Raw genomic sequence first — 22,906 nt, forward strand, 5'->3', positions numbered from 1 at the left:
GTGACGGCCGGGCCGCGACATCCGCCGAAGGGATGCCGCGGCCGGCCGAGCCGGTTACTGCGGGGTCTTCACGACGACCTTCGCCGCACGAAGCAGCGTGCCGCCGAGGGTGTACCCGGTCTCGACGACATCGGCGACCGTGTCGGTCTCGACGTCGTCTGCGGGCTGCTGGAAGATCGCCTCGTGCCGCTGCGGGTCGAAGACCTCGCCCACCTCGCCGAACGGGGTGAGGCCGAGCTTCTCAACCGCACCGCGCAGCTTCGCCGCGATCGTCGCGAACGGTGCATCGCTCTCGAGATCGCCGTGCTTCTCGGCCCGGTCGAGGTCGTCGAGCACGGGCAGCAGCGCGGCCACGGCCGCGCCGACGGCGCGCTCGCGCTCGGCCTCGCGGTTCGCCTCGGTGCGCTTGCGGTAGTTGGCGTACTCCGCTGTGACGCGCTTGAGGTCGGCGAGGTGCTCGTCGCTCGGCTCCTGCACTTCGGCGTTCGCCGCGTTCAGGATGTCGTCGACCGTGAGCTCCTCGTCGCCGGCAAGGGATGCCGCGGCATCCGCTGCCTCGGGGGCACCCTGCTCGGGTGCCCCTTCGGCCTCGGCGCCCGGCTTCCGAACCTCACCGGTCTCGGGGTCGATCCTCCGCTTGTCGCGGAAGACCGGCTCGTCGTGGTTCTGGTTCTTGTCGTCGGACATGGTTACTTCTTGTCTTCCTCGTCGTCGATGACCTCGGCGTCGACCACGTCTTCGTCAGACGAAGCCTCGGCGCCGGTGGCCGTCGCGTCTTCGCCGGCGGGGGCGCCCGCGTCGGCCTGCTGGCCCTGCGAGTAGATCGCCTCGCCGAGCTTGCCCTGCGACTGCGAGAGCTTCTCGAAGGCCGACTTCACGGCCTCGTCGTCTTCTCCGGCGAGCGCGGTCTTCAGCGCGTCGACATCGCCCTGCACCTCGGACTTGACGTCGGCGGGAAGCTTGTCGTCGTTGTCCTTGATGAGCTTCTCGACCGAGTAGGCGAGCTGCTCGGCGGAGTTGCGGGTCTCGGCCGACTCGCGGCGGGCCTTGTCTTCGGCGGCGTGCTCTTCGGCCTCGCGCACCATGCGCTCGATGTCGTCCTTCGGGAGGCTCGAACCACCCGAGATCGTCATGCGCTGCTCCTTGCCGGTGCCCTTGTCTTTCGCCGACACGTGCACGATGCCGTTGGCGTCGATGTCGAACGTGACCTCGATCTGCGGGATGCCCCGCGGCGCCGGCGCGATGCCGGTGAGCTCGAAGGTGCCGAGCGGCTTGTTGTCGCGGGTGAACTCGCGCTCGCCCTGGAAGACCTGGATCGCGACCGACGGCTGGTTGTCGTCGGCGGTCGTGAAGGTCTCGCTGCGCTTCGTGGGGATGGCCGTGTTGCGCTCGATGAGCTTCGTCATGATGCCGCCCTTGGTCTCGATGCCGAGGCTGAGGGGGGTGACGTCGATGAGCAGCACATCCTTGCGCTCGCCCTTGAGGACGCCCGCCTGGAGGGCCGCGCCGACGGCGACGACCTCATCGGGGTTGACGCCCTTGTTGGGCTCCTGGCCGGTCTCTTTCTTCACGAGCTCGCTGACCGCGGGCATGCGCGTCGAGCCGCCGACGAGCACGACGTGCGCGATGTCGGAGAGCTTGACGCCGGCCTCGCGGATGACGTCTTCGAACGGCTTCTTGGTGCGGTCGAGCAGGTCGCTCGTCATGTTCTCGAACTCGGCGCGCGTGAGCGTCTCGTCGAGGTTCGCGGGGCCGTTCTCGGTGAGCGAGAGGTAGGGCAGCTGGATGCTGGTCTTCATGTTCGAAGACAGCTCCTTCTTGGCCTGCTCCGCGGCCTCCTTCAGGCGCTGCTTGGCGATCTTGTCGTTCGAGACGTCGACGCCGGTGGTCTCCTTGAACTTCTTGATGAGCCAGTCGACGACGCGCTGGTCCCAGTCGTCGCCGCCGAGGCGGTTGTCGCCGGCGGTCGCCCGCACCTGGATGGTCGAGAAGTCGTCGTCTTTGCCCACCTCGAGGAGGGACACGTCGAAGGTGCCGCCACCGAGGTCGAAGACGAGGATGAGCTCGTCTTCCTTGCCCTTGTCGAGGCCGTACGCGAGTGCGGCCGCGGTGGGCTCGTTGATGATGCGCAGCACGTTGAGGCCTGCGATCTCGCCGGCCTCCTTCGTGGCCTGGCGCTCGGCGTCGTTGAAGTACGCCGGCACGGTGATGACCGCGTCGGTGACCGTGTCGCCGAGGTACTGCTCGGCGTCTCGCTTCAGCTTCTGCAGGATGCGCGCCGAGATCTCCTGCGGCGTGTAGCGCTTGCCGTCGATCTCGGCGGTCTTCCAGTCAGTGCCCATGTGGCGCTTGACCGACGCGATGGTGCGGTCGACGTTGGTGACCGCCTGGCGCTTCGCGGTCTCGCCGACGAGCACCTCGCCGTCTTTCGTGAATGCGACCACCGACGGGGTGGTGCGCAGGCCCTCTGCGTTCGCGATGACCGTGGGCTCGCCGCCCTCGAGGACCGCGACGACCGAGTTGGTGGTGCCGAGGTCGATTCCTACTGCTCGTGACATATGTGTTTCTCCTTCTCCCCGCCCGCCGCCCGAGCCGCACGCGAGTCGCGCACGGTTCGTGTTCAGCAGGGCCGGATACCGGTTCGACCCTTCCTGGCCCGCAACCGAAGTACCTGTGAGCAAGACTTGAGCCTTGCCGACTCAAGCCTCTCAATGCCTCTGAACCCTGTCAAGTCGAGGCGGTGAAACTTGAGTGTACTTGACTCAACTCAGGCCGGGTGCCGGGTATTCCTGCGGGTTGAAACTGGGCGCGTGACGGCGTCGCCTGCGGGCGAGATCGACGGTCCGTGAGCGTCGCTATGCGGAGGCTCTCAGGGGCTCGAGGGCGGCTAGGACGAGGTCGAGGCCGAAGGTGAACTCCTCGGCTGGGTCGTAGCCGGCAGCGACGAGCGCCGCGGCGGACTCGTTGAGGTAGGGGAACTCGTCAGGAGGAAGCTGGGGCAGGTAGACGTCCTCGCCCATGTTCGCGAACTCATCGGCTGTGTCGAACGGCAGGCTGGCTTCCTGCAGGGCGAAACCGTAGACATAGCTGTCGAGCAACCAGTTGGCGTGCGTCGCCATCAAGACCGTGAAGCCGGCCCTCCGCAGGCAGGCGGTGACCGCTTCGTGGTGGCGGAGGTTCGCGGGGCCCGGCGATGTCCGCGACTCCAACAGGCCGATCGCCCACGGGTGGCTTGCGAGAACCTGTCGAGCGGATACTGCCCGACGTCGCATCGCCGACTGCCAGTCGGTCTCTTCGGGCGGGAGCTCGATCTCCTCGAACATGAGGTCGACCATGGCGTCCAGCAGCTCGTCCTTGCTCGCCACGTAGTGGTAGAGCGACATCGCGCCCGCGCCGAGCGCGCCAGCGAGCCGGCGCATGCTCAGCCCGTCGACTCCCTCGCGGTCGGCGAGCCGGACCGCCTCGACCACCACCCGCTGCTTGCTCAGCCCCGCGTCTGACGCGACCTGGCGTTGTTCCTTCGCAGACACGGGTCCCCTCGCTCTCTCGATCGGCTTGACAATCGTACAGCGTACGCGTAATAGTACGGTGTACGCGTACGGTGTACGCGTACGGTGTACGAGCCGGCGAGAGTCGCACACCCGAGGGAAAGTCGTCGTCACCGTCTGACGACCGCACCGACGAGAACGACCCATCCCGTGCGTATGCACGCCCAGACCTGCCGCCACTCCGGCGGACGGACCGCTCCTCTCGAAAGAAGAACCGATGACCATCCGAACGAACACCCCGCACCTGCTCGACAACCCGCCGATCCCCGTGCAGGCCAAGCTTGCCGCCGCATGGACCAGCTTCATGTTCCTCTACATCTACGTCGACTTCTTCAACCTCTACAAGCCAGGCGTCGTCGACGGCATCCTGAATGGCCTCGTCTGGAGGTTCGACGTCAGCTCGACGTTGTTGACCATCATGCTCGCGTCCGTGGCGATCCCCGCCCTGATGGTGGTGCTCTCCATCACGCTGCCCGCCCGGGTGAACCGCGCCACGAACCTCGTCGTGGCATCGCTCTACATCCCATACTCGGTGTTCAATGCGGCAGGGGCGACCTGGGAGTGGGCCTTCTTCTACGGCCTCTCCATCGGAATCGAGGTGCTGCTCCTGGCCTTCATCCTGCGCTCCGCCTGGACCTGGCCTCGAACCCCCGCCGTCCCAGCCGGTTCCGCGACGACCGACCTTCGACAGGACCTTCGACAGTAGGTATCCGTGTGAAGGCCTACGGCGTGATCCCGCCGTCCATCACCCGGCCCATCGGTGGATCCAGGCTTTGCCTGCACTTCCCTCCTCGTGAGGCGGCACGGTCGACGAACCGGCGGGTGCTGCACATCGGGGACTGCCCTGATAGACGGTCGACACGGGGCGACCATAGGCTCTCGATCATGACCCGACGCCCTGCTTTCGGCGGCGCCCTGCTGGCCGCCCTCGCCATCGTTCTCCTCAACGGATGCACGCCCGCCGTCGTCGACGGCACCACGGAGCCGACGCCGTCGTCAACCCCTGCCTCGACGACGGAACCGGCACCATCGGCGACGCCGGGCGCGGCACCCGCTGCGACGTGCGACACCGTGCTCGCAACGGAGGGCTACGCGAAGCTCGCCGACGACGGCCTCCAACCACTCCCCTCGCCCCAGGTCTTCGACGCCCTCGCCGCCCGCATGGTGGAGGCGGGCGGCCTCGCCTGCGCCTGGGGAAAGCCGAACACCGACCTCGTGCTGACGGTGGTGGAGATCGGCATCACCCCCGCCGACGAAGCCGCCTGGTCGGGGGCGCTCGGCGAGACGGGATACGTCCTCACCGACCAACCGACCCCTGGCGCGTACACCGGACCGGTGGAACCGGGCAGCGGCATCAGCCCCGTCGCCGTGCTCGCCGATGGAACGCTGACGTTCGTCAGCGCCCCCGCGTTCGCGACGATGCTCGCCCCGACGGCGTAGCGGGTGCCGTGGGCCGCACGTCGCGACTCAGCCGAGCATCGTCCCCTCGGCCGACGCCGACGGCTTCGGATCCGGCAGCCGGCGCATCCGCAGCGCATTCGCGATGCCGAGGAGCCCCGCGAGGATCGGCACCAGCAGGGCGACCTGCAGTGCGATGAAGCGCGAATCGGTGTTGATGCGGAGGATCTCCTCCTGCACCTCGGGCGTCTGATCGACGAGGAGCTCCTCGAGCCCGGTGTTCGTCATGATCTCGGCGTCCTCCTCGAGCACGGTCGAGACCTGCTGCTGCTGCTCGGAGCTCAGCACCGAGCTCCCGTCGGCACTCGCGGTGAACGTGAAGGCGAGGGTCGCGAGCATGATCGCGCCCGCGAAGGCGAGGCCGAAGGAGAGGCCGAACGATCCCGCGGCCGAGTTCACTCCGGCGGCCTCGCTGACCCGCTCGTCGGTGATCGGCGAGAGGGTGTAGTTGTTCAGTTGCGAGACGAGCAGGCCGAGGCCGCAGCCCGAGATGATGAGCGGCACCGTGAGGTACCACCCCGAGTCGGCGATGGGCACGATCGGCACGAGGATGGCGAGGCCGGCCACGAGGAGCACGAACCCCCACATGATGATGCTCGACGGTCGCCGCTTGAGGCCGCGACCGGCGAGCAGCGCCACGGCGAACATGCTGAGAGACAGCGGCGCGATCGAGAGGCCCGCCTGCAGGGCGTTGTACTCGAAGACCATCTGCAGGTAGATCGGCAGCACGATCATCGTGCCGCCGAGGGCGATCTGCTGCAGCAGCTGCCCGCTCGCGCCCGCGCGGAACATCTTCGACTCGAAGAGCGCGGGGTCGAGCAGGGTGGGCTTGCCGCGACGCTTGCGGCTGCGCAGCCAGAACACGAGGAGGCCGAGGCCGAGCACGCCGATGCCGATGATGAGACCGACGTAGCCGCCGCCCTCCTGCCACACGAGGATGCCGGTCACGACTCCGCCCATGCCGACGATCGACAGCAGTGCGCCGACCAGGTCGATCGAGCGATCGCCGTGGTACGGCACGTCTTTCACGAGGCCGATGCCGGCGAGCACGACCGCGATGATCACGGCCTCGAGCGCGAAGCCGACCCGCCAGGAGAGGAAGGTCGTGATGAACCCGCCGAGGAGCGGCCCGACCGCGGCGGCGATGGCAGCGGATGCCCCGACGAGGGCGTAGACCCGCTTCTGGTGGTCGCCCTCGAAGTTGCCGTGGATGAGCGACTGCATCGCGGGCAGCAGCAGCGACGCCCCGATCCCCCCGATGAACGCCCAGAAGATGATGATCGCGGTGAGGTTCTGCGCGAACACCATCGCGATCGCGCCGACTGCGTAGCCGAGCAGGCCGAGGATGTAGGCGAGCTTGCGCCCGATGAGGTCGCCGGTCTTGCCGCCGATGAGGATGAACGCCGCCGAGACGAGCGCCTCGAGGGCGATCGCCCCCTGCACGCCGCTCACGGTGGTGTCGAGATCGCGCACGACCGCCGAGATCGACACGTTCATGAGCGAGGTGTCGACCACGAGCACGAACATCGCCATCGCGAGCAGGAAGGCCAGTCGGGCGTTGAATCGCCCCCCGGCTGCTCCACGCGGATCCATGGCTCACCCAACCACATCCCCGGCTCCTCCGGAAGAGGACGGATCGCGAACCTGACCCCAATTCTGCGAACGGGAGGAATCTGTCTCGCATCCGGTGGCTCGGCCGAGGCGGACCCTGGACGCGATCGCCCAAACGCCCTAAGCTGCCGAAGCTGCGTCATTCGCGCGGCATCAGGTCCGGTGCATCCGGTGAGGAGAGGAGTCGATCATGGCTGTCGTCGTCGTGAACCTCCACGTTCCCATCACCTGCGAGGCCTCCTCCCGCTAAGGGCCCGGTGGCCTCCGCGATCCTCGGAGATCCACCTTGCACATCACCTCGTCACTCGACGATTCCGCCGTCGTGCGTGCGCACGCGGCATCCCACGCCTTCACGACCCCGCGCTTCGACGCGGGCGACCTCGCCTTCCAGACCGCGGAACCCGGCGAGGACCAACGCTGGTCGACCTGGCCGGCGACCACCCCCTCCGAACGCGGCCCGCAGCCGCGGCCCGATTGGCTCGTCACGGATGCCGCGGCGATCGACACCGAACTCGGCGTCGTGAAGACCGGCAAGGAGGCCGACCTCAACCTCATCGAACGCGCCGTGCCGGGCGCCGAACCCGGCACGCTCGGCCGAAGCGTGCTGCTCGCGGCGAAGCGGTACCGCGGCAGCGACCACAGCGACTTCCACCGCTCCTCGGTGTACACCGAGGGGCGCGGCACCCGTCGGAGCCGCGACGCCCGTGCACTCGCGAAGGGCACGACGTTCGGCCGGGAGGTCGCCCGGGTGCAATGGGCCTACGCCGAGTTCGAGGCGCTGACGCGACTCACCGAACTCGGGGCGTCGGTGCCGTATCCCGTGCAGGTGAACGGCACCGAGGTGCTCATGGAGTTCATCGGCGACGGCCGCGTCGCCGCACCCCGGCTCGCGCAGGTGCGCGCGAAGCCCGACGAGCTGCGCGAGCTGTTCCACCAGATCGTCGAGTTCATGCGCACGCTCGCACGATCGGGTCTCGCGCACGGCGACCTCTCGCCGTACAACCTGCTCGTGCATGACGGCCGCATGGTGGCGATCGACCTGCCGCAGGTCGTCGACGTGGTCTCGAACCCGCAGGGCTTCGACCTGCTGCACCGAGACTGCGTGAACGTCTGCGACTGGTTCACACGGCAGCGCCTCGAGTGCGACGCCGAGCAGCTCTTCGGCGAGCTCGTGGGCGAGGTCGGCTTCTGAGCGCGTACACGGGCGCGTGCGCGTGCCTCGAGCGGCACGGTGCACGTCGGCGATACAGTGCCCACCACCCGCTGTTCATCTGAGAGAACGAGACTGCAGCCATGACCGACCCCGACGCGCCTGGCTCCAACGAGACGCCCCGCAACTTCCCGCCGTCGCACCTCACCCCGCCCGACGGGGCGGCCGCGACGATCGGCGTGGGGACAGCACAGGTCACGGCGGTCACCGAGGCCGGCGCACGCAAGGGGCGCATCCTCGCGTGGGGGCTCTGGGACTGGGGCTCGGCCGCGTTCAACGCGGTCGTCACGACGTTCGTGTTCACGGTGTACCTCACGAGCGAGTCGTTCGGCCCGAAGGGAACCGTCGAAGCGCAGCTCGGCTGGGCCCTCGCGATCGCCGGCCTGCTCATCGCACTGCTCGCGCCGATCACGGGCCAGCGTTCCGACACGAGCGGCCGGCGCAAGCTCTGGCTCGCGGTGAACACCTACATCGTCGTCGCGATGACGGTGGCGATGTTCTTCGTGCTGCCCGCGCCCGAGTACCTGCTGCTCGGCCTCTTCCTGGTGGCCGCCGGCAACGTGTTCTTCGAGTTCGCCGGGGTCAACTACAACGCGATGCTCGTGCAGGTCTCGACGCCGCGCTCGATCGGCAAGGTCTCGGGCTTCGGCTGGGGCATGGGCTACGTCGGCGGCATCGTGCTGCTGCTCATCGTGTACTTCGGCTTCATCCAGCCCGAGGTCGGCCTCTTCGGCGTGACCGGCGAGAACGGCCTCGACGTGCGGGTGACGATGCTCGTCTCCGCGCTGTGGTTCGGCCTCTTCGCCCTGCCAGTGCTCTTCGCGGTGCCCGAGTACCGCAACCCCGCCGCGGTCGACCGCGAGAAGATCGGCTTCTTCGCGTCGTACGCCCGCCTCGGCCGAGACATCAAGCGCCTCTGGAACGAGCAGCGCAACACGGTCTGGTTCCTGCTCGCGAGCGCCGTCTTCCGCGACGGGCTCGCCGGCGTCTTCACGTTCGGCGGAGTCCTCGCGGCATCCGTCTTCGGGTTCTCGGCCGGCGAGGTCATCATCTTCGCGATCGCCGCCAACGTCGTCGCCGGCATCTCGACGATGGCCGTCGGCGCGCTCGACGACCGGCTCGGGGCGAAGCCCGTGATCGTTGCGGCGCTCATCGGCCTCGTCGTGAGCGGGCTCATCGTCTTCTTCATGCACGACGGCGGCCAGATCGTGTTCTGGACCGCGGGCCTGGCGCTCTGCCTCTTCGTCGGCCCGGCGCAGTCGGCGAGCCGCACCTTCCTCGCGCGCCTCATTCCGGCGGGCCGCGAGGGCGAGGTGTTCGGCCTCTACGCGACGACCGGTCGCGCGGTGAGCTTCCTGGCACCGACCGCGTTCGCGCTCTTCGTGACGATAGGCGGCGCACCGTACTTCGGCATCCTCGGCATCGTGCTCGTGATCGCGCTCGGTCTCGCGCTCCTCATCCCCGTGAAGGCGAGCGCGCCCACCCGCTGATTCGCGGGATGCCCACTGGGCCGTACGGCGTCAGTTGCCCTGCGAGCCGGCGTCGGTCACACCGACATCCGTGCGATGGAAGTTGTGGAATGAGCGCGACGCCGTCGGACCGCGCTGCCCCTGGTAGCGCGAGCTGTACTCGGCCGAGCCGTAGGGCCGCTCGCTCGGCGACGACAGCCGGAAGAAGCACATCTGGCCGATCTTCATGCCCGGCCAGAGCTTGATCGGCAGGGTCGCGACGTTCGAGAGTTCGAGCGTGACGTGCCCGGTGAAGCCCGGGTCGATGAAGCCGGCCGTCGAGTGCGTGAGCAGGCCGAGCCGGCCGAGCGAGCTCTTGCCCTCAAGTCGCGCGGCGACGTCGTCGGGCAGCGTCACCGCCTCGTAGGTCGACGCGAGCACGAACTCGCCGGGGTGCAGGATGAACGCCTCGTCGGGCCGCACCTCGATGAGGCGCGTGAGCTCGGGCTGGTCTTCGGCCGGGTCGATGAACGGGTACTTGTGGTTGTCGAAGAGACGGAAGTACCGATCGAGTCGAACGTCGATCGACGACGGCTGGATCATGCCCGGTTCGTAGGGCTCGAGGCCGATGCGGCCCGCGTCGAGTTCGGCCCGGATGTCACGATCTGAGAGCAGCACGCTGCCAGCGTAGCAACGCACTTGCTAGGATGACTGACGTTGCTTCTGCAGCCGTTTCCAACGGCCGGCGGATGCCGCGTGCGGATGTAGTTCAATGGTAGAACTTCAGCTTCCCAAGCTGATAGCGCGGGTTCGATTCCCGTCATCCGCTCCATATACGCAGCCGCAGCCCTCAGGCTCGTGCCAACCACAACTCAGTTCTGCGCGATGTTCGAACGAGCTTGCGCTGTCGGCTCGGGGGAATCATGCACGTCGAGAACTCGGGCGCACACGACGACGGTCGTCGCGCCTCATTCGTCACGATGATCGCCGATGACCCCCAACGTCTGCGCAGGCGCAGCATCTCGCTGGGCGTCGCCCCCGATGACGCGGACGACGTCGCGCAGACCGTTCTGCTTCGGGCGTGGAGGTCGATCGAGCACCTCAACGCACCAGAACGCGGGCAGATGTGTTCCTGGCTGGACACGATCGCCCGGAACGCGGCGACCGATCTCGCCCGACAGCAGTCACGTCGCCGTGCCGTGCCCCTCGATCATGATGTGGCCGATGAGTCGAGCGTGTCCGGAGACGTCGAGATGCGCGTGATCCTCGACGGAGCCCTGCAGGCGATCCACGCCCTCCCCGAAGCCCTGCGCGAGCCGCTGCTCATGAGCGTCGCCGACGAGCTCTCCGCAGCGGAGATCGCCGAGCGGCTCGGGATCACCCCTGCTGCAGCCAGGCAGCGGATCGCCAGGGCACGGAAGGCGCTCGCCGCATGCCGAGACGCCGGGATGTCCGCGTCACCGCGGATGACCTGAAGGCCGGCCGCCGCATCAGGACGCGGCGGCCGACCATCCGGATGCCTCAGGCAGTGCCGAACGGGTTGTCGATCACATAGCGCCATCCGTGCTGCTCGTCGTAGGCGGCGACGTCGGCGGTGGTGCCGGCGAGCGCGACCTCCGAGCCATCGGGGCCGATGCCGCTGATCGTCCAGTCGGCGACGACCAGACCGGTGTCGCCGCTCTGGAAGACGTGACGGACCGTCATGGTGATCGGCAGGTTGAGGCCGAGGAACTGCTCGAGCGCGCCGCGGACGGACGCCTCGCCCTGCACCGGCTGGCCTGGAGCGGGGACGAAGACGACATCGTCGGTGTTCAGTGCAAGCAGACTTTCGAGGTCGCGAGCGTTGAATCGATCGGCGAACGCGAGATTGAGCTGGTCGAGCGCGGCAACAGGGGTGGCCATGGGTGTTCGGTCCTTTCACAGTGGACGGAGGCCGGCCTGTTGCCGACCTCCATTGAGAAAGACGCCGCGCGACGCGAGATGTGACATCCGCTTCGCGTCGGGTTCAACCTGCGATCGAGTTGCGTTCGCAGCATGCCTACTCGGCCGAACCGGCCGAACCGGCCGACCCGGCCGAACCGGCCGACCCGGCCGATCCGGCAGCTCGAAACATACGTCACACATGCGCGGCGGTGCACTTCGGCGACAGCGGCGGATGGTATCCTCGTCGCACTGTCACAGCGGCGGCGGCTGCGATTCGGGTTCGCAGCCTCCTCAGTACCGTTCGTGATAGCCGGACGGAGAGAAGGAGGGGGCCAACCGCTCTTCGCCCTTGAAACGACGCGCACGCACTGCGTGCGCCATCGATGAGACCGCGACCTACCCGCGTCGGTTGTCGATGGCCGGGCCGGTGATCCCCTTCATCGGCCCGGCGGCCCCTCTCCCCGTGCCCTGAAGTGGGGAGTTTCGAGACCCGCGCCCCACCGCGACAATCGTCGTGGTGGCACGCTGCAATCCCGACTGACCGATGCTCGACACCATGGCCCTCGATCGATGGCCCGGCAGGCAGAGTCCATCCAGACTCGTCCTCTCCCGTATGGCAGCCCATGCTCGGGAGGGGGCGAGTCTGGCCGACAGCGACGAGTACCGTGCCATCGCCGCACCGTACCGCCTGTCGGTGGGCGGGTGCAGACTGGGTGCATGTGCGGGCGATTCGCGAACGATGCCAAGATCGACGAGCTCATCCAGGAGTTCGTCGCCGAGGGCAACGACTACCGCGACTGGAGGCCGCAGTACTCCATCGCCCCGACCGAGCTCGTGCCGATCGTGCGAGAGCGACAGCAGAAGCAGACGGGCGAGATCACCCGGTCGATCGACGCCGCGGTGTGGAACTTCCACCCCTCGTTCATGAAGGATTCGAAGCGCCCGCAGTTCAACACGCGCATCGAGACGGTTGCCACCAACGGACTGTGGAAGGGCGCGTTCGCGTCGTCCCGCTGCCTCGTGCCGATGCGCGGCTACTACGAGTGGACGGGTGAGCCCGGGCACAAGCAGGCGTTCTTCCTGCACGGTGAACGGCCCCTGCTCGCTGCCGCGGGCATCTACACGACCCGCAAGGTCGGCGACGAGTGGGAGGTCTCGACCTCGATCATCACTCGAGAGGCGAGGGATGCCTCAGGCGAGGTGCACGACCGCATGCCGGTCTTCCTCGAGCGCGACGTGTGGAACGAGTACCTGGCTCCGGTCAAGCTCTACGACGACGGCAGAGCCGAGATGGTCGCACTGCTCACGAGCGAGTCCGAGCGCGTCGCCTCGACGATCTCGCACTACGAGGTCGACCGGCGGGTCAACAACTCTCGCGCGGTCGATCCCGCCGACCCTACCCTCATCGAGCCGATCGACTGACGCGGGCCGGAAGGCCGACAGGCTGGTCAGGCCGACGCGGCCGCTTCGAGCCGGCCGGAGGCGACGGCCGCGACGAAGGTCTCGTAGTCGCGGTCGTTCTGGTCGGCATACGAGACCGCGAAGTCGGCGATCGCCTCATCGAACCGGTCGCTGCCGCCGAGGTACGCGGCGATCGCCACACGATCGCCCGAGCGGGCATGGGCGCGAGCGAGCGTCTCGCCGCACATCCGCGCGTACAGCTTCGCTCCGGATGGCACGGCGCCCTCGACCTCGAAGGCCCCTTTCCAGTCATGCAACTGCCGCACGTAGAAGTCGCGCTCGCCCCCGTCGGGGAGGCCCACCCGCTGCCAACCGAGGAAGAGGTCGCTGGCGGCCTGCATGAGGCGCTGACCTCGCACGACACGCTCGCCGTGCTCGGCGTACCGGCTCGGCGCGAGGAAGCGCTCGAGCACCGACGCCTGCGCCTCCTTCGCCTGGAGCAGCAGTGGGTCGCCGTTGTCGCGGCCGCGCAGCAGCACGATCCAGACCCGGGTGCCGACACTGCCGACCCCGACGACCTTCCGGGCCATGTGCACGTAGGTGTACTCCTGAAACGGATGCCGGGACAGTGAGAGCGTCGTCTGGAACTCCTTCAGCAGATCCCGCATCCACAGCTCGTCCTGCTCGGGCGCGCGGCCGTCGGGCCAGAGGTCCTCGACGGGCACGATCAACGGCGGGTCGGCCGTGATGCGCAACTCGCCGTCGACGACGTCGACGAGTTTCGAGAACGCGCGCATGCTGTCGCGTGTGCGGGCCTTCGCAAGGATGGCCTCGGTGCGCTTCACCTGCTCCTTCTGCAGGTTGTCCGCCCGCTGCTCCGCCCGCACCCAGTCCGTGATCTGCTCGGCGTCGAGTCGGTCGTACCAGGCGTCGAGCACGCGGGAGGCGGCGGCCCGACGCATCCGCTCTCGATAGCCTCGCACCGCCTCGACGGTGACCTCGCGGCATTCGGCGCCGCTGAAGCCGAGGTGCCGGCCCGCCACCTCGAAGCTCGCGGCGAGCCGCTTGACGTCCCACTCCCACGGGCCTGGCAGCGTCTCGTCGAAGTCGTTGATGTCGAAGACGAGCTTGCGCTCGGGCGTGCCGAAGACGCCGAAGTTCGAGAGGTGGGCGTCGCCGCAGAGCTGCACCGTGATGCCGGAGTCGGCCGTGCCCGCGAGGTCGGCGGCCATGATGAGGGCGGCGCCGCGGTAGAAGGTGAACGGCGAGACCATCATGCGGGCATGACGGATCGGGATGAGCTCGGCGACCCGGCTCGTCGCCTGTTCCTCGAGCAGCGCCACGGGGTCGGGCCGGTCGGCGGCCGGGCTCCAGTCGGCGTGGTCGGTTCGCGGCGAACGCCGCCGCGCCGCGCGTCCCCACTCCTCCCGGGCCGCGAAGTCGGTGGGGTCGGGCAGCGGCTCGACGGCATCGGATGCCTCGTGGTGCGTGTTCATGGTGCTTCCCCGTTCCTCGTCGTCACCGGCCGGTTTCACTTCGCCGCCGGTGCATCCTCTGCCTCCAGGCGCCGGCCGAGCACCTCTGCGGGGATGCCGCGTGAGAACAGCAGTGACGCCAGCGCGATCGCGATGAGCGCGAAGAACGCCGTGCGCAGTGACGAGACCTGCGACTCGGTGTAGACGCGGGAGAGTTCTTCGCCCTCTGCCTCGCTGAGCCCGGCGTCCTCCGCGATTCCCGGCACATCGGCGGCGGGCACGATCGCGACGCCGGCATCCGTGCGCTCCTGCACGATCGATTGCGCTTCGGCGGGCAGTTCGCTCGCGGCCACCCCCGAAGCGAACGAGGTCGCGAGGGCGCCGATCAGCACCGAGCCGATGAGCGCGGTGCCGAGCGACGATCCGAGGTTCTGGAAGACGCCCTGCAGCCCCCCGACCTCGCTCGTCTGCGACTCGGAGACACTCGACATGTTGACATTGCCGAGCTGCGAGGCGAGCAATCCGAGCGCGGCGCCTGCGACGAACATGCCGAAGCCGAACGCGAAGCTCTGCAGCTCCAGATCGACCGACGCGAGCAGCAGGATCGAGCTCAGCACGAGCGCGATCTGACCGACGCGCACGATGCGTCGCGGCGACCAGAGCTGCGCGAGCCGTGTGCCGACGATCGAGAAGAGGATGAGCGAGATCGACAGCGGGAAGATCTTGAGACCCGTCTCGAGCGCGTCGAATCCGAGCGTCATCTGCAGGTACACCGGCACCATGAAGAAGAGGCCAGCCGTGATCGTGTACTGCGCGCCGAGCACTGCGAGGCCACTGCGGAGTCGCGTGATCCCGAAGAGCGCGACATCGACGAGCGGCTGCCGCCCGGCGGCCGAGAGCCGGCGCTGCCGGCGCACGAACAACGCGAGCAGGCCGCCGCCCGCGACGATCAGCCAGGCGCTCAGCGAGATGCCGAGCGGCGCGATCTCGACGCCGGCGATGACCGGCGACTGCAGCGGCGTGATCCAGCCCCAGGTCTTGCTCTGCAGCATGCCGAGCACCACGAAGACGAGCCCGACGGCAGAGAGCAGCACGCTCCAGAGGTCGATGCGCACCGCCTGCCGCGTGGTGCGGTCGGCGATCACCCGAGTGAAGAGCACGACGCCGATCATGATGACGACCTCGCCGATGAACACGTAGCGCCAGCTCGCGTAGGTGGTCAGGAATCCGCCGATGAGCGGCCCGGCCGCGACGGCCGCGCCGGAGACGGCCCCGATGATCGCATAGGCCGTGATGCGGTCGGCGCCTTCGTAGTTGTCGGCGATGAGCGCGGCGACCGCCGGAATCACGAGCACCGCGCCGAGGCCTTCGATGATCGACCAACCGAGGAAGAGGAACTGCACATTCGGGCTCAGCGCGGTGATGAGCGAGCCGACGGCGTAGATGCACGATCCGATGACGAACGCTCGTCGCCGGCCCCACACATCACCGAGCTTCGCACCGAGCAGCATGAGCGCCGCCATGGTGAGCGTGTAGAAGGTGATCGCCGTCTGCATGGCGGTGACCGTCGTATCGAGATCGACGACGACGGTCGAGATCGACACGTTCATGACGGTGCCGTCGAGCACCATGACGAACTGGGCGGACCCGAGGATCGCGACGACCGACCACTTGTTCATGTGACCCCGCTTCCGACGACGACGTGGAATGAGCGGTCGGGCGGGCCGGCTGACCTGGGCGACCTGTGGGGTCAGTATGGCAGTGGATGCCGCGTGGCGGGCGGTTTTCGTTCGCACGCCGAACGCGCAGTGCACGAGTCACCCGCTGCGGCGAACCGGCCGCGTGGGTTCAGCGCACCCCGGCACCCGCCATGAACGGCTCGTAGTGGTATCCCTCCGGCCCGAGGATCGCGACGACCGACTCCGGCACCTCGACGAACGCACCGGGCAGGTCGTTGAGCGGTTCGGAGACCACGACGCGCGCGTTCTCGCCGAAGAGTTTCAAGCGCGGGACATCCGGATACATCTCCTGCAGCGTCGGGATGTCGACGGAGTGGAAGAGGGTGCGCGACCGACCCTCCGACGAGTAGCGGAACGCCCAGATCGTGGCGCCGTCGGCGAGCGCGATCGTGCCCTGCATCGGGTAGCCGATGCCGTGCTCGCGGCCGGTCTGCTCCACGAACTGCACCGCCCTCGTCATGCCCGCGATCGGATCGTCGAGGAGGCCGAAGGTGAGGGCGAGGTGGAACAGCACCTCCGAGTCGGTCGTGCCCTGGATGTCGGGGTAGAGCGAGGGGTCGACTGCGAAGGTGAGATCGCGCTTCATCGCGTGGAAGCCGTGGATCACCCCGTTGTGCATGAAGAGCCAGTTGTGATGGCGGAACGGATGGCAGTTGGTGCGCTGGATCGGCGGCCCGGCGGCCGCGCGCACATGGCTGAGGAAGAGCGGGCTCTCGATCGCGTCGGTGATCTCGCGCAGGTTCTCGTCGTTCCATGCCGGTTCGACGCTGTGGAAGGTCGACGGGTGGCTTCCCGCCGTCGAGCCGACGGGATACCAGCCGAAACCGAAGCCGTCGCCGTTCACCGTCTCGGCGCCGAGCGGCGAATCGAGCGACTGCGCGACGAGCGAATGCTGCGCGTCGAGGATCACGAGAGAAGGTTGCAGCGGTTCTCCCGAGTATGCGAGCCAGCGGCACATACGCCTCATCTCCTTGGTCGGCATCGGCGTGAGGATGCGGTCAGCCTAGTGCCCGTGCGAGCATTCCTCACCTCATTGCCCCGAATGGAGGTCAGCCGGCGGGCGCCGGCTCCGCCTGGGTGGCCGGTTGCGCCGCGGGATCCGGCAGCGGGCACTTCGCCAGCTCGCGCATCTTCGTCGTTGCCTGCTCGAACGACCACGGCAGTTCGACCAGTGGCTGATCGTGGTCGGCCGCGGGGCTCGCCTTCGAGGCGAGCGATGCGAGCGCGAATGCGGTCTCCCGCGCGAAGTCGGCGCCCGAGGTCGAGTTGTTCAGGGCCACGACGACGGTGAGGCCGCTCTTCGGATCGGTGAACGCCGCCGTCAGCGCTCCGGTCGACTCGCCGGCCAACCCGCGCATCGGTCCGTACTCGGCTCCGCCGAGACCATGGCTCTGCCACGCGGGCGCGTCGCCGCCGAACGGGATCGAGGTCCACTGCTTCCGCGCGGTGCCCTCGTCGAGCAGTGCGCCGCTCGCGAAGGCCGCATTCAGGCGGCGAACGTCTTCGAGGCTCGACACCGCCCCGGCCGCGGCCCCGCCCATGGAACTCGACTGCGAGGTGTCGTCGCGACGCACGGCGCAATCGATCGCGCCGTCGGGCGCGATCGCGGCGGAGTACCCACCCAGCACACCGTCGAGTTCGGTGTCGCTCGGCGCCGGCAGTGACGTGTCTTCGAGCCCGAGCGGCTCGAAGACGTACCGCTCGGCGAGCTCGTTCCACGACGTGCCCGTGCGTCGCTCGAGGGCCATCGCGAGCAGCAGCACGCCGGTCCGGGAGTGCGACCAGTGCTCGCCGGGGGCGCCCGTGCGCGGCAGCGCCATGCCGCTCGAGATCAGCTCGTTGGCGGGCCAGATGCGCTCAGGGTTGGCGACGAAGTGGCTGCGCAGTCCGGGGTAGTAATCCGCGATCCCCGACGTGTGCCGGCAGAGCTGGTCGAAGGTGATGCCGTCGAGGCCGGGCATCCAGTCGACCGTGGCGGCGACCTCGTCGTCGAGCTTCAGCTGCCCCTCGTCGACGAGGCGCAAGAGAACCGTGCAGGTCACCTCGGTGGTGAGCGGCCCCATCCGGAACCCGGTGTCGACGCCGACCGGCACGGCCTGCTCATCGAAGTCGACGGTGCCCGATGCACCGGTCCACTCCCCCGACCATGGCGACCAGGCTCCCGCGACTCCGCCGCTCGATCCGCTCAGCGCCACGGCCTCGTCGAGCACCCCCTGCAACTGGCCGGCGAGATCCTCGCCGAAGGCTGCGTCGACCGGGTCGAGATCTGCCAGCGGGTCGACTGTTCCGCCGGTGCACCCCGAGAGCCCGAGCGCGCCGACGAGGACGACAGCGAGAAACCCGTGCCGTAAATTGACGCTCGTCTTGCTAGCCACCAAGCTCCCCTCAGCCTTGTGTCCGCTGAAATTGTAACCCGACCGCGCGGCGAATCCCGCTACGACCGTTCGACTGTCGTCAACCCTGGGGTGACGTGACCTCGCGGTTCGCGCCCATCATGAAGCGTTCGACGTTGCGGTCGACGATGATGTCGCTCGGCCGCAACGGGCGCGCGAGGTAGAGGCCGTCGAGCGAAGTGAGCCGGCTGAGCGCAACGTAGGTCTGCCCGGGGCTGAAGACGCGCTGCCCGAGATCGACGATCGCGGTGTCGTAACTCGCACCCTGCGACTTGTGGATCGTCACCGCCCAAGCCAGTTTCAGCGGGAATTGCGTGAACTCGGCGACGATCTGCTTCTCGAGCTTCTTGCGCACCGGATCCCACGTGTACTTGTACTTCTCCCAGGTGACCTGCTCGACCTCATGCTCCTCGCCGTCGACGTCGACGCGAACCGCCCGATCGAGCGAGGTGACCGTGCCGATCGTGCCGTTCACCCAGCGCTGGCCGTCGGGGCCGATCGCCGTGTCGTTCCGCAGGAACATCACCTGTGCGCCGATCTTCAGCTCGAGGTTCTCGTCGGCCGGATACGCCCGGCCGCCGAAGTCGCCGGCCACCTCGGCCTCGTTGCCCTGCGAATGCCCGGGCAGCCGGTGGAGCTGCGTGCGGTTGATGCGGTTGACCGTGTCGTTGCGGGTCGCGAGGGTGATGGCGCCCTGCTCGGGCAGCGGCCGCCGAGCACCGACGCTGTTGAGCACCCCGGCGATCTCGGCCGTGACCCGGCCGTGACGAACGGCGTTCAGCATGAGCTTGAACTCGTCGTCGTGCTGGCGGTGGATCTCGCCGAGCTCGAAGATGCGCAGCTCGGCCTCGCGCCACACCCTCGCATCGAAGAACCACATCGACTCGTAGGTGTCGGCGAAATACGCGCGTTCGTCGCCGTCGCCCGGCACCGGCGCGAGCTGGTACGGGTCGCCGAAGAGCACGACCTGCGCACCGCCGAACGGCTCGAGCGGCCGCTGCCTGGCCTGCCGCAGCGAGCGGTCCATCGCATCCAGGAGGTCGGCGTTGACCATCGACACCTCGTCGATGACGAGTGTGTCCATCGCGTTCAGGATCTTGCGCACCGTGTCGTTCTGCTCGATCTCATGGTCGGCGATGACCCCGATCGGCAGACGGAACAACGAGTGGATGGTCTGGCCGCCGACGTTCAGCGCTGCGACGCCCGTGGGAGCGCAGATGACGATCTGCTTCTGCGTGTTCCAGTTGAGGTGGTTCAGCAGGGTCGACTTGCCGGTACCGGCGCGGCCGGTGACGAAGACGTGCTCGCGAGTGCCCTCGATCGCTTGGAACACCGCGGCCTGTTCACGGCTGAGGGTCACGTTCTGCACGGTGCGCTTTCGATTCGGCGAGGATGCCGCGTGGCGGGCGCCGGCGGCGCTCCAACTGTAACCGCCTCGCCGAAGACCCGTGCGGGCGCTGGGGATATCCTCAGTTCCCGTTGCCGTCGCCCCGTACACTTGGGCGGATGGGGAGTTCCGGGGTGCGCGACAGTCGAGTTTCGCCGTTGTCGGTCGCCGGTTGGGCCGGACTCGCGGTGCTCGTGGTCGGCGCGTTCTTCGCCGCCCTCGGCGCACTGAACCAGACGGTCTACGGCGCGTCGAGCTTCATCGAACGCTATCTCTCGGCCATCGCTGCAGACGACATCGCGACCGCGTCGACGACCCCCGGCGTCGCACTCGACGCGACCGAACTCGAAGCGCTGGGGCTCCCGGCCGATGTGTCGACGGCCATGCTCCGCACGGGCGTCGTCGACTCCGGCCCCGAAGACGTGCGCATCATGAGCGACATCGCGCACGACGACGGCACGCACACCGTCACGGCCAGTTACCGGCTCGACGCCGCGATCGTGCAATCCTCCTTCGACGTGCGCCCCATCGAACCGCTCTACGGCGTGTTGAACCGGTGGGAGTTCGCCGTCAGCCCGCTCGCGGTGGTCGACGTGACCGCTGCGCACAATCCGTTGTTCACGGTGGGCGCGCTCACGCTCGACGCTCGCGCCACGAAGTCGGGTGACGAGCTCGCCGCGTTCACCCAGGTCACGCCGTACCTGGCCATCGCCCCGGCGGTCTACGAGTTCTCGTACAGCTCGGGGCTGCTCGAAGCGGTGCCGGTGACCCTCCAGGCGGATGCCGCGGCGCGCGCCGCGGTGACCGTCGACGCCCAGCCGACCGCGGCGTTCGTCGAACGCGTGCAGGTGAACGTCGACGAGTTCCTCGCGGAGTGCGCCACCCAGACGGTGCTGCAGCCCGCGGAGTGCCCCTTCGGCATCGAGATCGACGACCGGGTGGTCGGCCCGCCGCAGTGGAGCATCGTGACCGAGCCGCAAGTGACGCTCACCCCCGGCGAGTCCTCCTTCGACATGCCCCCGACCGAGGGCGTCGCCCACATCTCGGTCGAGGTGCAGTCGCTCTTCGACGGGGACCGCTTCACGCTCGAAGAAGACCGTCCGTTCACGTTGGCGCTCTCGGCGACGATCAAGCCCGACGACAGCATCTCGATCCAGCTGAAGTAGGCGGCGGCGCGACGGGTCGGGCAGCGGCGGGTTACTGCCGGCGTCCGTCGCGCTCGGCGATCGCGGCGAGCTGCGCGTTGTACGCGTCGAGTTCGGCATCCCCCGTGCGGTCGGCGTGCCGGTCGCGGCGCTTCGACTCCTTCTCGTCGCTTCGCGCCCACTGCACGGCGACGGTGATCGCGAGCGCGACCGTCGGGATCTCGCCGATGGACCACGCGATGCCGCCGCCGAGCTGCTGGTCGACGAGCGCATCGGTGCCCCAGCCCATCGCTCCGTACCAGTCGGCGAGCAGCAGGCCCGTGCTCGACATGATCGCGAGGCCGAAGAACGCGTGGAACGCCATCGTGCCGAGCAGGAGCAGCAGCCGGAACGCGTACGGCAGCCGGTAGGGCACCGGGTCGATGCCGATGAGCGACTGCACGAACAGGTACCCGGTGATGAGGAAGTGCACGATCATCCACTCGTGCCCGATGTGGTCGAGCATCGTCCAGCGGAAGAGCGGTGAGTAGTAGAAGACCCAGAGAGAGCCGGCGAAGAGCACGGCGGCCACGATCGGGTTGGCGATGATCGACGCGAACTTCGAGTGCACGGCGAGCAGGATCCACTCGCGGCCGCCGCGACTGCCGTCTTTGCGGGCACGGATGGCGCGGGCCGCGAGCGTCACCGGCGCACCCGGCACGAGCAGCACCGGCACCGCCATCGTGAGCACCATGTGCGCGAGCATGTGCGCTGAGAACAGGTACTGCTCGTAGACGTTCACCCCGCCGTTGGTGACGTAGGCGAGCAGCAGCAGGCCGGCGACCCAGAGCACCGTGCGATAGATCGGCCAGTGGTCGCCGCGTTTGCGCAGACGACGCACGCCGGCCACGTAGAAGAAGATGCCGAAGCCGCAGGCGAGGAGCCAGATGAGGTCGGGGTTCCACTCGGTGAAGAAGCGCGTCCACTCGGGCCACGGCGGCAGCGGTTCGCCCGTGAGGATCTCCGCGGGCGTGCGCGCGAGCGAACCGGCCTGCTCCTCGGAGACCGGAGTCGCCGTGCGCGCGAGCGCGGCGGCGACACCCGACGCGAGGCCCATGAACGCGAGCTCGGCGACGACGAGCCACCAGAACGCGCCCGCGCCGGAGCCCGGTTCGCCCGCACCACGCGACATCCGCCCGATCAGGAACCGGCGCTGGGCCGCACCGAACAGCCCGAGCGCGATGAGCGCCGCGACCTTGACGACGACCAGCAACCCGTACGGCGTGCCGAGTTGATCCCAGTCGCCGATGCGCAGCGCCGCGCTCGCGTAGCCCGAGAGCGCCACGACGATGAAGCAGACGAGCGCGACCGTCGAGTATCGGGCGAGCACGACGGGCAGTCGCTTCGCGCCGAGCTCGCGCTTCAGCAGCACGATCGTGACGAGTCCGCCGAGCCACACGCACACGAAGACGATGTGGAGGCCGAGCGCGGTGATCGCGGCGGCATGCCCGGCCGCCCCGGCCGCGTGGCCCTGCTGTGCGAGCGGCACGAGCGAGGCGGCGGCGAGCACGGTCACGAAGACGAGCGCCGTCTGGTTGCGCACGGCGAAGCACAGCACCGTGACAGCGGCGGCCACGAGCGTCGTGGTGAGCCACGCCTGACCGAGCTCGATCGTCGTGACGAACTGCCCGAGCTTCTGCCCGAACGCGTCGCTCAGGTCGAACGGCACGGCCGTGACGAGCAGGAAGGTGAAGAGCCCGGTCGCGGCGCTCGCGACGGTCATGATGGCAGCGGATGCCGCGGCCACATCGAGCGCCAGATCGAACTCGCGTCGCTTCGGGCTGAGCGCCCAGACGGCGAGCACGAGTGCGCCGATCATGCCGGCCGCGCCGAGGTTGACGAAGAGCTTGGCGAGCGGCACGCCGTAGCGGGCGATCGGGCCGGGATCCTGGATCAGCTGCTCGGCCGCTCCCCCGCCGAAGGCGAGGCCGGCGAATGTCGCGGCGAGGGCGACGGCGATGAGTGCGGCTGGGCCGAGCACTCGCACGGAGCGGGGCACCGAACCAGCCTAGACGCCGTCACCCGAACGCCGGCCCAGAGCGACCCGCCCGCGGCATCCACTCGCCCAGTCGCCGCCTGCACCGACGACGAAGGGGCGCGCGGCTCACGCCGCACGCCCCTTCGGGAAG

Annotated in this window: 19 protein-coding genes and 1 tRNA gene; 8 read left to right on the forward strand and 12 right to left on the reverse strand. The window is 68.5% G+C overall.

Going from position 1 to position 22,906, the window contains the following annotated elements; all coding sequences use genetic code 11:
• Nucleotides 1-54: 54 nt before the first annotated feature.
• The 3 genes from DCE93_RS13935 to DCE93_RS13945 all read right to left on the reverse strand — a co-directional run bounded on the left by DCE93_RS13935 (nucleotide 55) and on the right by DCE93_RS13945 (nucleotide 3,530).
• Nucleotides 55-687, reverse strand: a complete 633-nt coding sequence (locus DCE93_RS13935; RefSeq protein ID WP_108596406.1) for a nucleotide exchange factor GrpE — start codon at nucleotides 685-687, stop codon at nucleotides 55-57.
• Nucleotides 688-689: 2 nt separating this feature from the next.
• On the reverse strand, nucleotides 690-2,558 hold the full coding sequence (gene dnaK, locus DCE93_RS13940; protein ID WP_108596407.1) for a molecular chaperone DnaK: 1,869 nt from the start codon (nucleotides 2,556-2,558) through the stop codon (nucleotides 690-692).
• Nucleotides 2,559-2,855: 297 nt separating this feature from the next.
• A complete protein-coding gene (locus DCE93_RS13945; RefSeq protein ID WP_108596408.1) occupies nucleotides 2,856-3,530 on the reverse strand; it encodes a TetR/AcrR family transcriptional regulator in 675 nt (224 codons plus the stop codon).
• A 235-nt stretch (nucleotides 3,531-3,765) separates the two neighbouring features.
• On the opposite strand from DCE93_RS13945, the gene DCE93_RS13950 reads away from it, so the two are divergent.
• Together DCE93_RS13950 and DCE93_RS13955 are read left to right on the forward strand one after the other, a co-directional pair.
• Nucleotides 3,766-4,254, forward strand: a complete 489-nt coding sequence (locus DCE93_RS13950; RefSeq protein ID WP_108596409.1) for a DUF6326 family protein — start codon at nucleotides 3,766-3,768, stop codon at nucleotides 4,252-4,254.
• Nucleotides 4,255-4,433: 179 nt separating this feature from the next.
• A complete protein-coding gene (locus DCE93_RS13955; protein ID WP_108596410.1) occupies nucleotides 4,434-4,988 on the forward strand; it encodes a hypothetical protein in 555 nt (184 codons plus the stop codon).
• Nucleotides 4,989-5,015: 27 nt separating this feature from the next.
• On the opposite strand, the gene DCE93_RS13960 is transcribed toward DCE93_RS13955, so the two are convergent.
• A complete protein-coding gene (locus DCE93_RS13960; RefSeq protein ID WP_108596411.1) occupies nucleotides 5,016-6,599 on the reverse strand; it encodes an MFS transporter in 1,584 nt (527 codons plus the stop codon).
• A 304-nt stretch (nucleotides 6,600-6,903) separates the two neighbouring features.
• Here DCE93_RS13960 and DCE93_RS13965 point away from each other — a divergent pair, with 304 nt between their 5' ends.
• On the forward strand, nucleotides 6,904-7,809 hold the full coding sequence (locus DCE93_RS13965) for a serine protein kinase RIO (RefSeq protein WP_244284189.1): 906 nt from the start codon (nucleotides 6,904-6,906) through the stop codon (nucleotides 7,807-7,809).
• 101 nt (nucleotides 7,810-7,910) lie between these two features.
• The gene (locus DCE93_RS13970; RefSeq protein WP_108596412.1) at nucleotides 7,911-9,317 is read left to right on the forward strand and encodes an MFS transporter; all 1,407 of its coding nucleotides are present in this window, start codon (nucleotides 7,911-7,913) and stop codon (nucleotides 9,315-9,317) included.
• Nucleotides 9,318-9,347: 30 nt separating this feature from the next.
• Here DCE93_RS13970 and dcd read toward each other — a convergent pair whose 3' ends face one another.
• Nucleotides 9,348-9,953, reverse strand: a complete 606-nt coding sequence (gene dcd, locus DCE93_RS13975) for a dCTP deaminase (RefSeq protein WP_108596815.1) — start codon at nucleotides 9,951-9,953, stop codon at nucleotides 9,348-9,350.
• A gap of 80 nt (nucleotides 9,954-10,033) precedes the next feature.
• Between dcd and DCE93_RS13980 the strand changes: the two genes are divergently transcribed.
• Both DCE93_RS13980 and DCE93_RS13985 read left to right on the forward strand, forming a co-directional pair.
• Nucleotides 10,034-10,107: transfer RNA gene (locus DCE93_RS13980), tRNA-Gly, on the forward strand.
• Between the two features lie 91 nt (nucleotides 10,108-10,198).
• Entirely contained in the window at nucleotides 10,199-10,750 is a 552-nt protein-coding gene (locus DCE93_RS13985; RefSeq protein ID WP_108596413.1) for an RNA polymerase sigma factor, read from the forward strand.
• 46 nt (nucleotides 10,751-10,796) lie between these two features.
• On the opposite strand, the gene DCE93_RS13990 is transcribed toward DCE93_RS13985, so the two are convergent.
• Nucleotides 10,797-11,177, reverse strand: coding sequence for a YybH family protein (locus DCE93_RS13990; protein WP_108596414.1), 381 nt, complete (start codon nucleotides 11,175-11,177; stop codon nucleotides 10,797-10,799).
• A gap of 738 nt (nucleotides 11,178-11,915) precedes the next feature.
• Here DCE93_RS13990 and DCE93_RS14000 point away from each other — a divergent pair.
• Complete coding sequence (locus tag DCE93_RS14000) at nucleotides 11,916-12,620, forward strand: SOS response-associated peptidase (RefSeq protein WP_168186236.1); 705 nt, start codon at nucleotides 11,916-11,918, stop codon at nucleotides 12,618-12,620.
• Between the two features lie 26 nt (nucleotides 12,621-12,646).
• On the opposite strand, the gene DCE93_RS14005 is transcribed toward DCE93_RS14000, so the two are convergent.
• The 5 genes from DCE93_RS14005 to DCE93_RS14025 all read right to left on the reverse strand — a co-directional run bounded on the left by DCE93_RS14005 (nucleotide 12,647) and on the right by DCE93_RS14025 (nucleotide 19,575).
• Nucleotides 12,647-14,095: a DUF2252 domain-containing protein gene (locus DCE93_RS14005; RefSeq protein WP_108596417.1), complete on the reverse strand. Its 1,449-nt coding sequence runs from the start codon at nucleotides 14,093-14,095 to the stop codon at nucleotides 12,647-12,649.
• A 35-nt stretch (nucleotides 14,096-14,130) separates the two neighbouring features.
• Nucleotides 14,131-15,753, reverse strand: a complete 1,623-nt coding sequence (locus DCE93_RS14010; RefSeq protein ID WP_108596418.1) for an MFS transporter — start codon at nucleotides 15,751-15,753, stop codon at nucleotides 14,131-14,133.
• Between the two features lie 169 nt (nucleotides 15,754-15,922).
• Nucleotides 15,923-16,771, reverse strand: coding sequence for a class II glutamine amidotransferase (locus tag DCE93_RS14015; protein WP_108596419.1), 849 nt, complete (start codon nucleotides 16,769-16,771; stop codon nucleotides 15,923-15,925).
• 91 nt (nucleotides 16,772-16,862) lie between these two features.
• Nucleotides 16,863-18,188, reverse strand: coding sequence for a serine hydrolase domain-containing protein (locus DCE93_RS14020; RefSeq protein WP_108596420.1), 1,326 nt, complete (start codon nucleotides 18,186-18,188; stop codon nucleotides 16,863-16,865).
• A 79-nt stretch (nucleotides 18,189-18,267) separates the two neighbouring features.
• A complete protein-coding gene (locus tag DCE93_RS14025; protein WP_108596421.1) occupies nucleotides 18,268-19,575 on the reverse strand; it encodes an ATP-dependent DNA helicase in 1,308 nt (435 codons plus the stop codon).
• A 137-nt stretch (nucleotides 19,576-19,712) separates the two neighbouring features.
• On the opposite strand from DCE93_RS14025, the gene DCE93_RS14030 reads away from it, so the two are divergent.
• Nucleotides 19,713-20,759 carry a hypothetical protein gene (locus tag DCE93_RS14030; protein ID WP_146185014.1) on the forward strand — a complete coding sequence of 349 codons (1,047 nt, stop codon included), beginning with the start codon at nucleotides 19,713-19,715 and terminating at the stop codon, nucleotides 20,757-20,759.
• Nucleotides 20,760-20,790: 31 nt separating this feature from the next.
• Here the strand turns inward: DCE93_RS14030 and DCE93_RS14035 are convergent, their stop codons facing one another.
• On the reverse strand, nucleotides 20,791-22,776 hold the full coding sequence (locus tag DCE93_RS14035; protein ID WP_205647440.1) for a bifunctional copper resistance protein CopD/cytochrome c oxidase assembly protein: 1,986 nt from the start codon (nucleotides 22,774-22,776) through the stop codon (nucleotides 20,791-20,793).
• Between the last annotated feature and the right edge of the window lie 130 nt (nucleotides 22,777-22,906).

The sequence above is a fragment of the Agromyces badenianii genome, from assembly GCF_003070885.1.
GTDB classification, from domain to species: domain Bacteria; phylum Actinomycetota; class Actinomycetes; order Actinomycetales; family Microbacteriaceae; genus Agromyces; species Agromyces badenianii.

Excerpts from the sequence above, each read along its gene's own strand:
- DCE93_RS14000 (WP_168186236.1), top strand. The coding sequence starts at position 11,916 with ATGTGCGGGCGATTCGCGAACGATGCCAAGATCGACGAGCTCATCCAG.
- DCE93_RS13985 (WP_108596413.1), top strand. The coding sequence starts at position 10,199 with ATGCACGTCGAGAACTCGGGCGCACACGACGACGGTCGTCGCGCCTCA.
- dnaK (WP_108596407.1), bottom strand. The coding sequence starts at position 2,558 with ATGTCACGAGCAGTAGGAATCGACCTCGGCACCACCAACTCGGTCGTC.
- DCE93_RS14005 (WP_108596417.1), bottom strand. The coding sequence starts at position 14,095 with ATGAACACGCACCACGAGGCATCCGATGCCGTCGAGCCGCTGCCCGAC.
- DCE93_RS13950 (WP_108596409.1), top strand. The coding sequence starts at position 3,766 with ATGACCATCCGAACGAACACCCCGCACCTGCTCGACAACCCGCCGATC.
- DCE93_RS13935 (WP_108596406.1), bottom strand. The coding sequence starts at position 687 with ATGTCCGACGACAAGAACCAGAACCACGACGAGCCGGTCTTCCGCGAC.
- DCE93_RS13990 (WP_108596414.1), bottom strand. The coding sequence starts at position 11,177 with ATGGCCACCCCTGTTGCCGCGCTCGACCAGCTCAATCTCGCGTTCGCC.
- DCE93_RS13970 (WP_108596412.1), top strand. The coding sequence starts at position 7,911 with ATGACCGACCCCGACGCGCCTGGCTCCAACGAGACGCCCCGCAACTTC.
- DCE93_RS14030 (WP_146185014.1), top strand. The coding sequence starts at position 19,713 with ATGGGGAGTTCCGGGGTGCGCGACAGTCGAGTTTCGCCGTTGTCGGTC.
- DCE93_RS14015 (WP_108596419.1), bottom strand. The coding sequence starts at position 16,771 with ATGTGCCGCTGGCTCGCATACTCGGGAGAACCGCTGCAACCTTCTCTC.
- DCE93_RS13955 (WP_108596410.1), top strand. The coding sequence starts at position 4,434 with ATGACCCGACGCCCTGCTTTCGGCGGCGCCCTGCTGGCCGCCCTCGCC.
- DCE93_RS13960 (WP_108596411.1), bottom strand. The coding sequence starts at position 6,599 with ATGGATCCGCGTGGAGCAGCCGGGGGGCGATTCAACGCCCGACTGGCC.
- DCE93_RS14010 (WP_108596418.1), bottom strand. The coding sequence starts at position 15,753 with ATGAACAAGTGGTCGGTCGTCGCGATCCTCGGGTCCGCCCAGTTCGTC.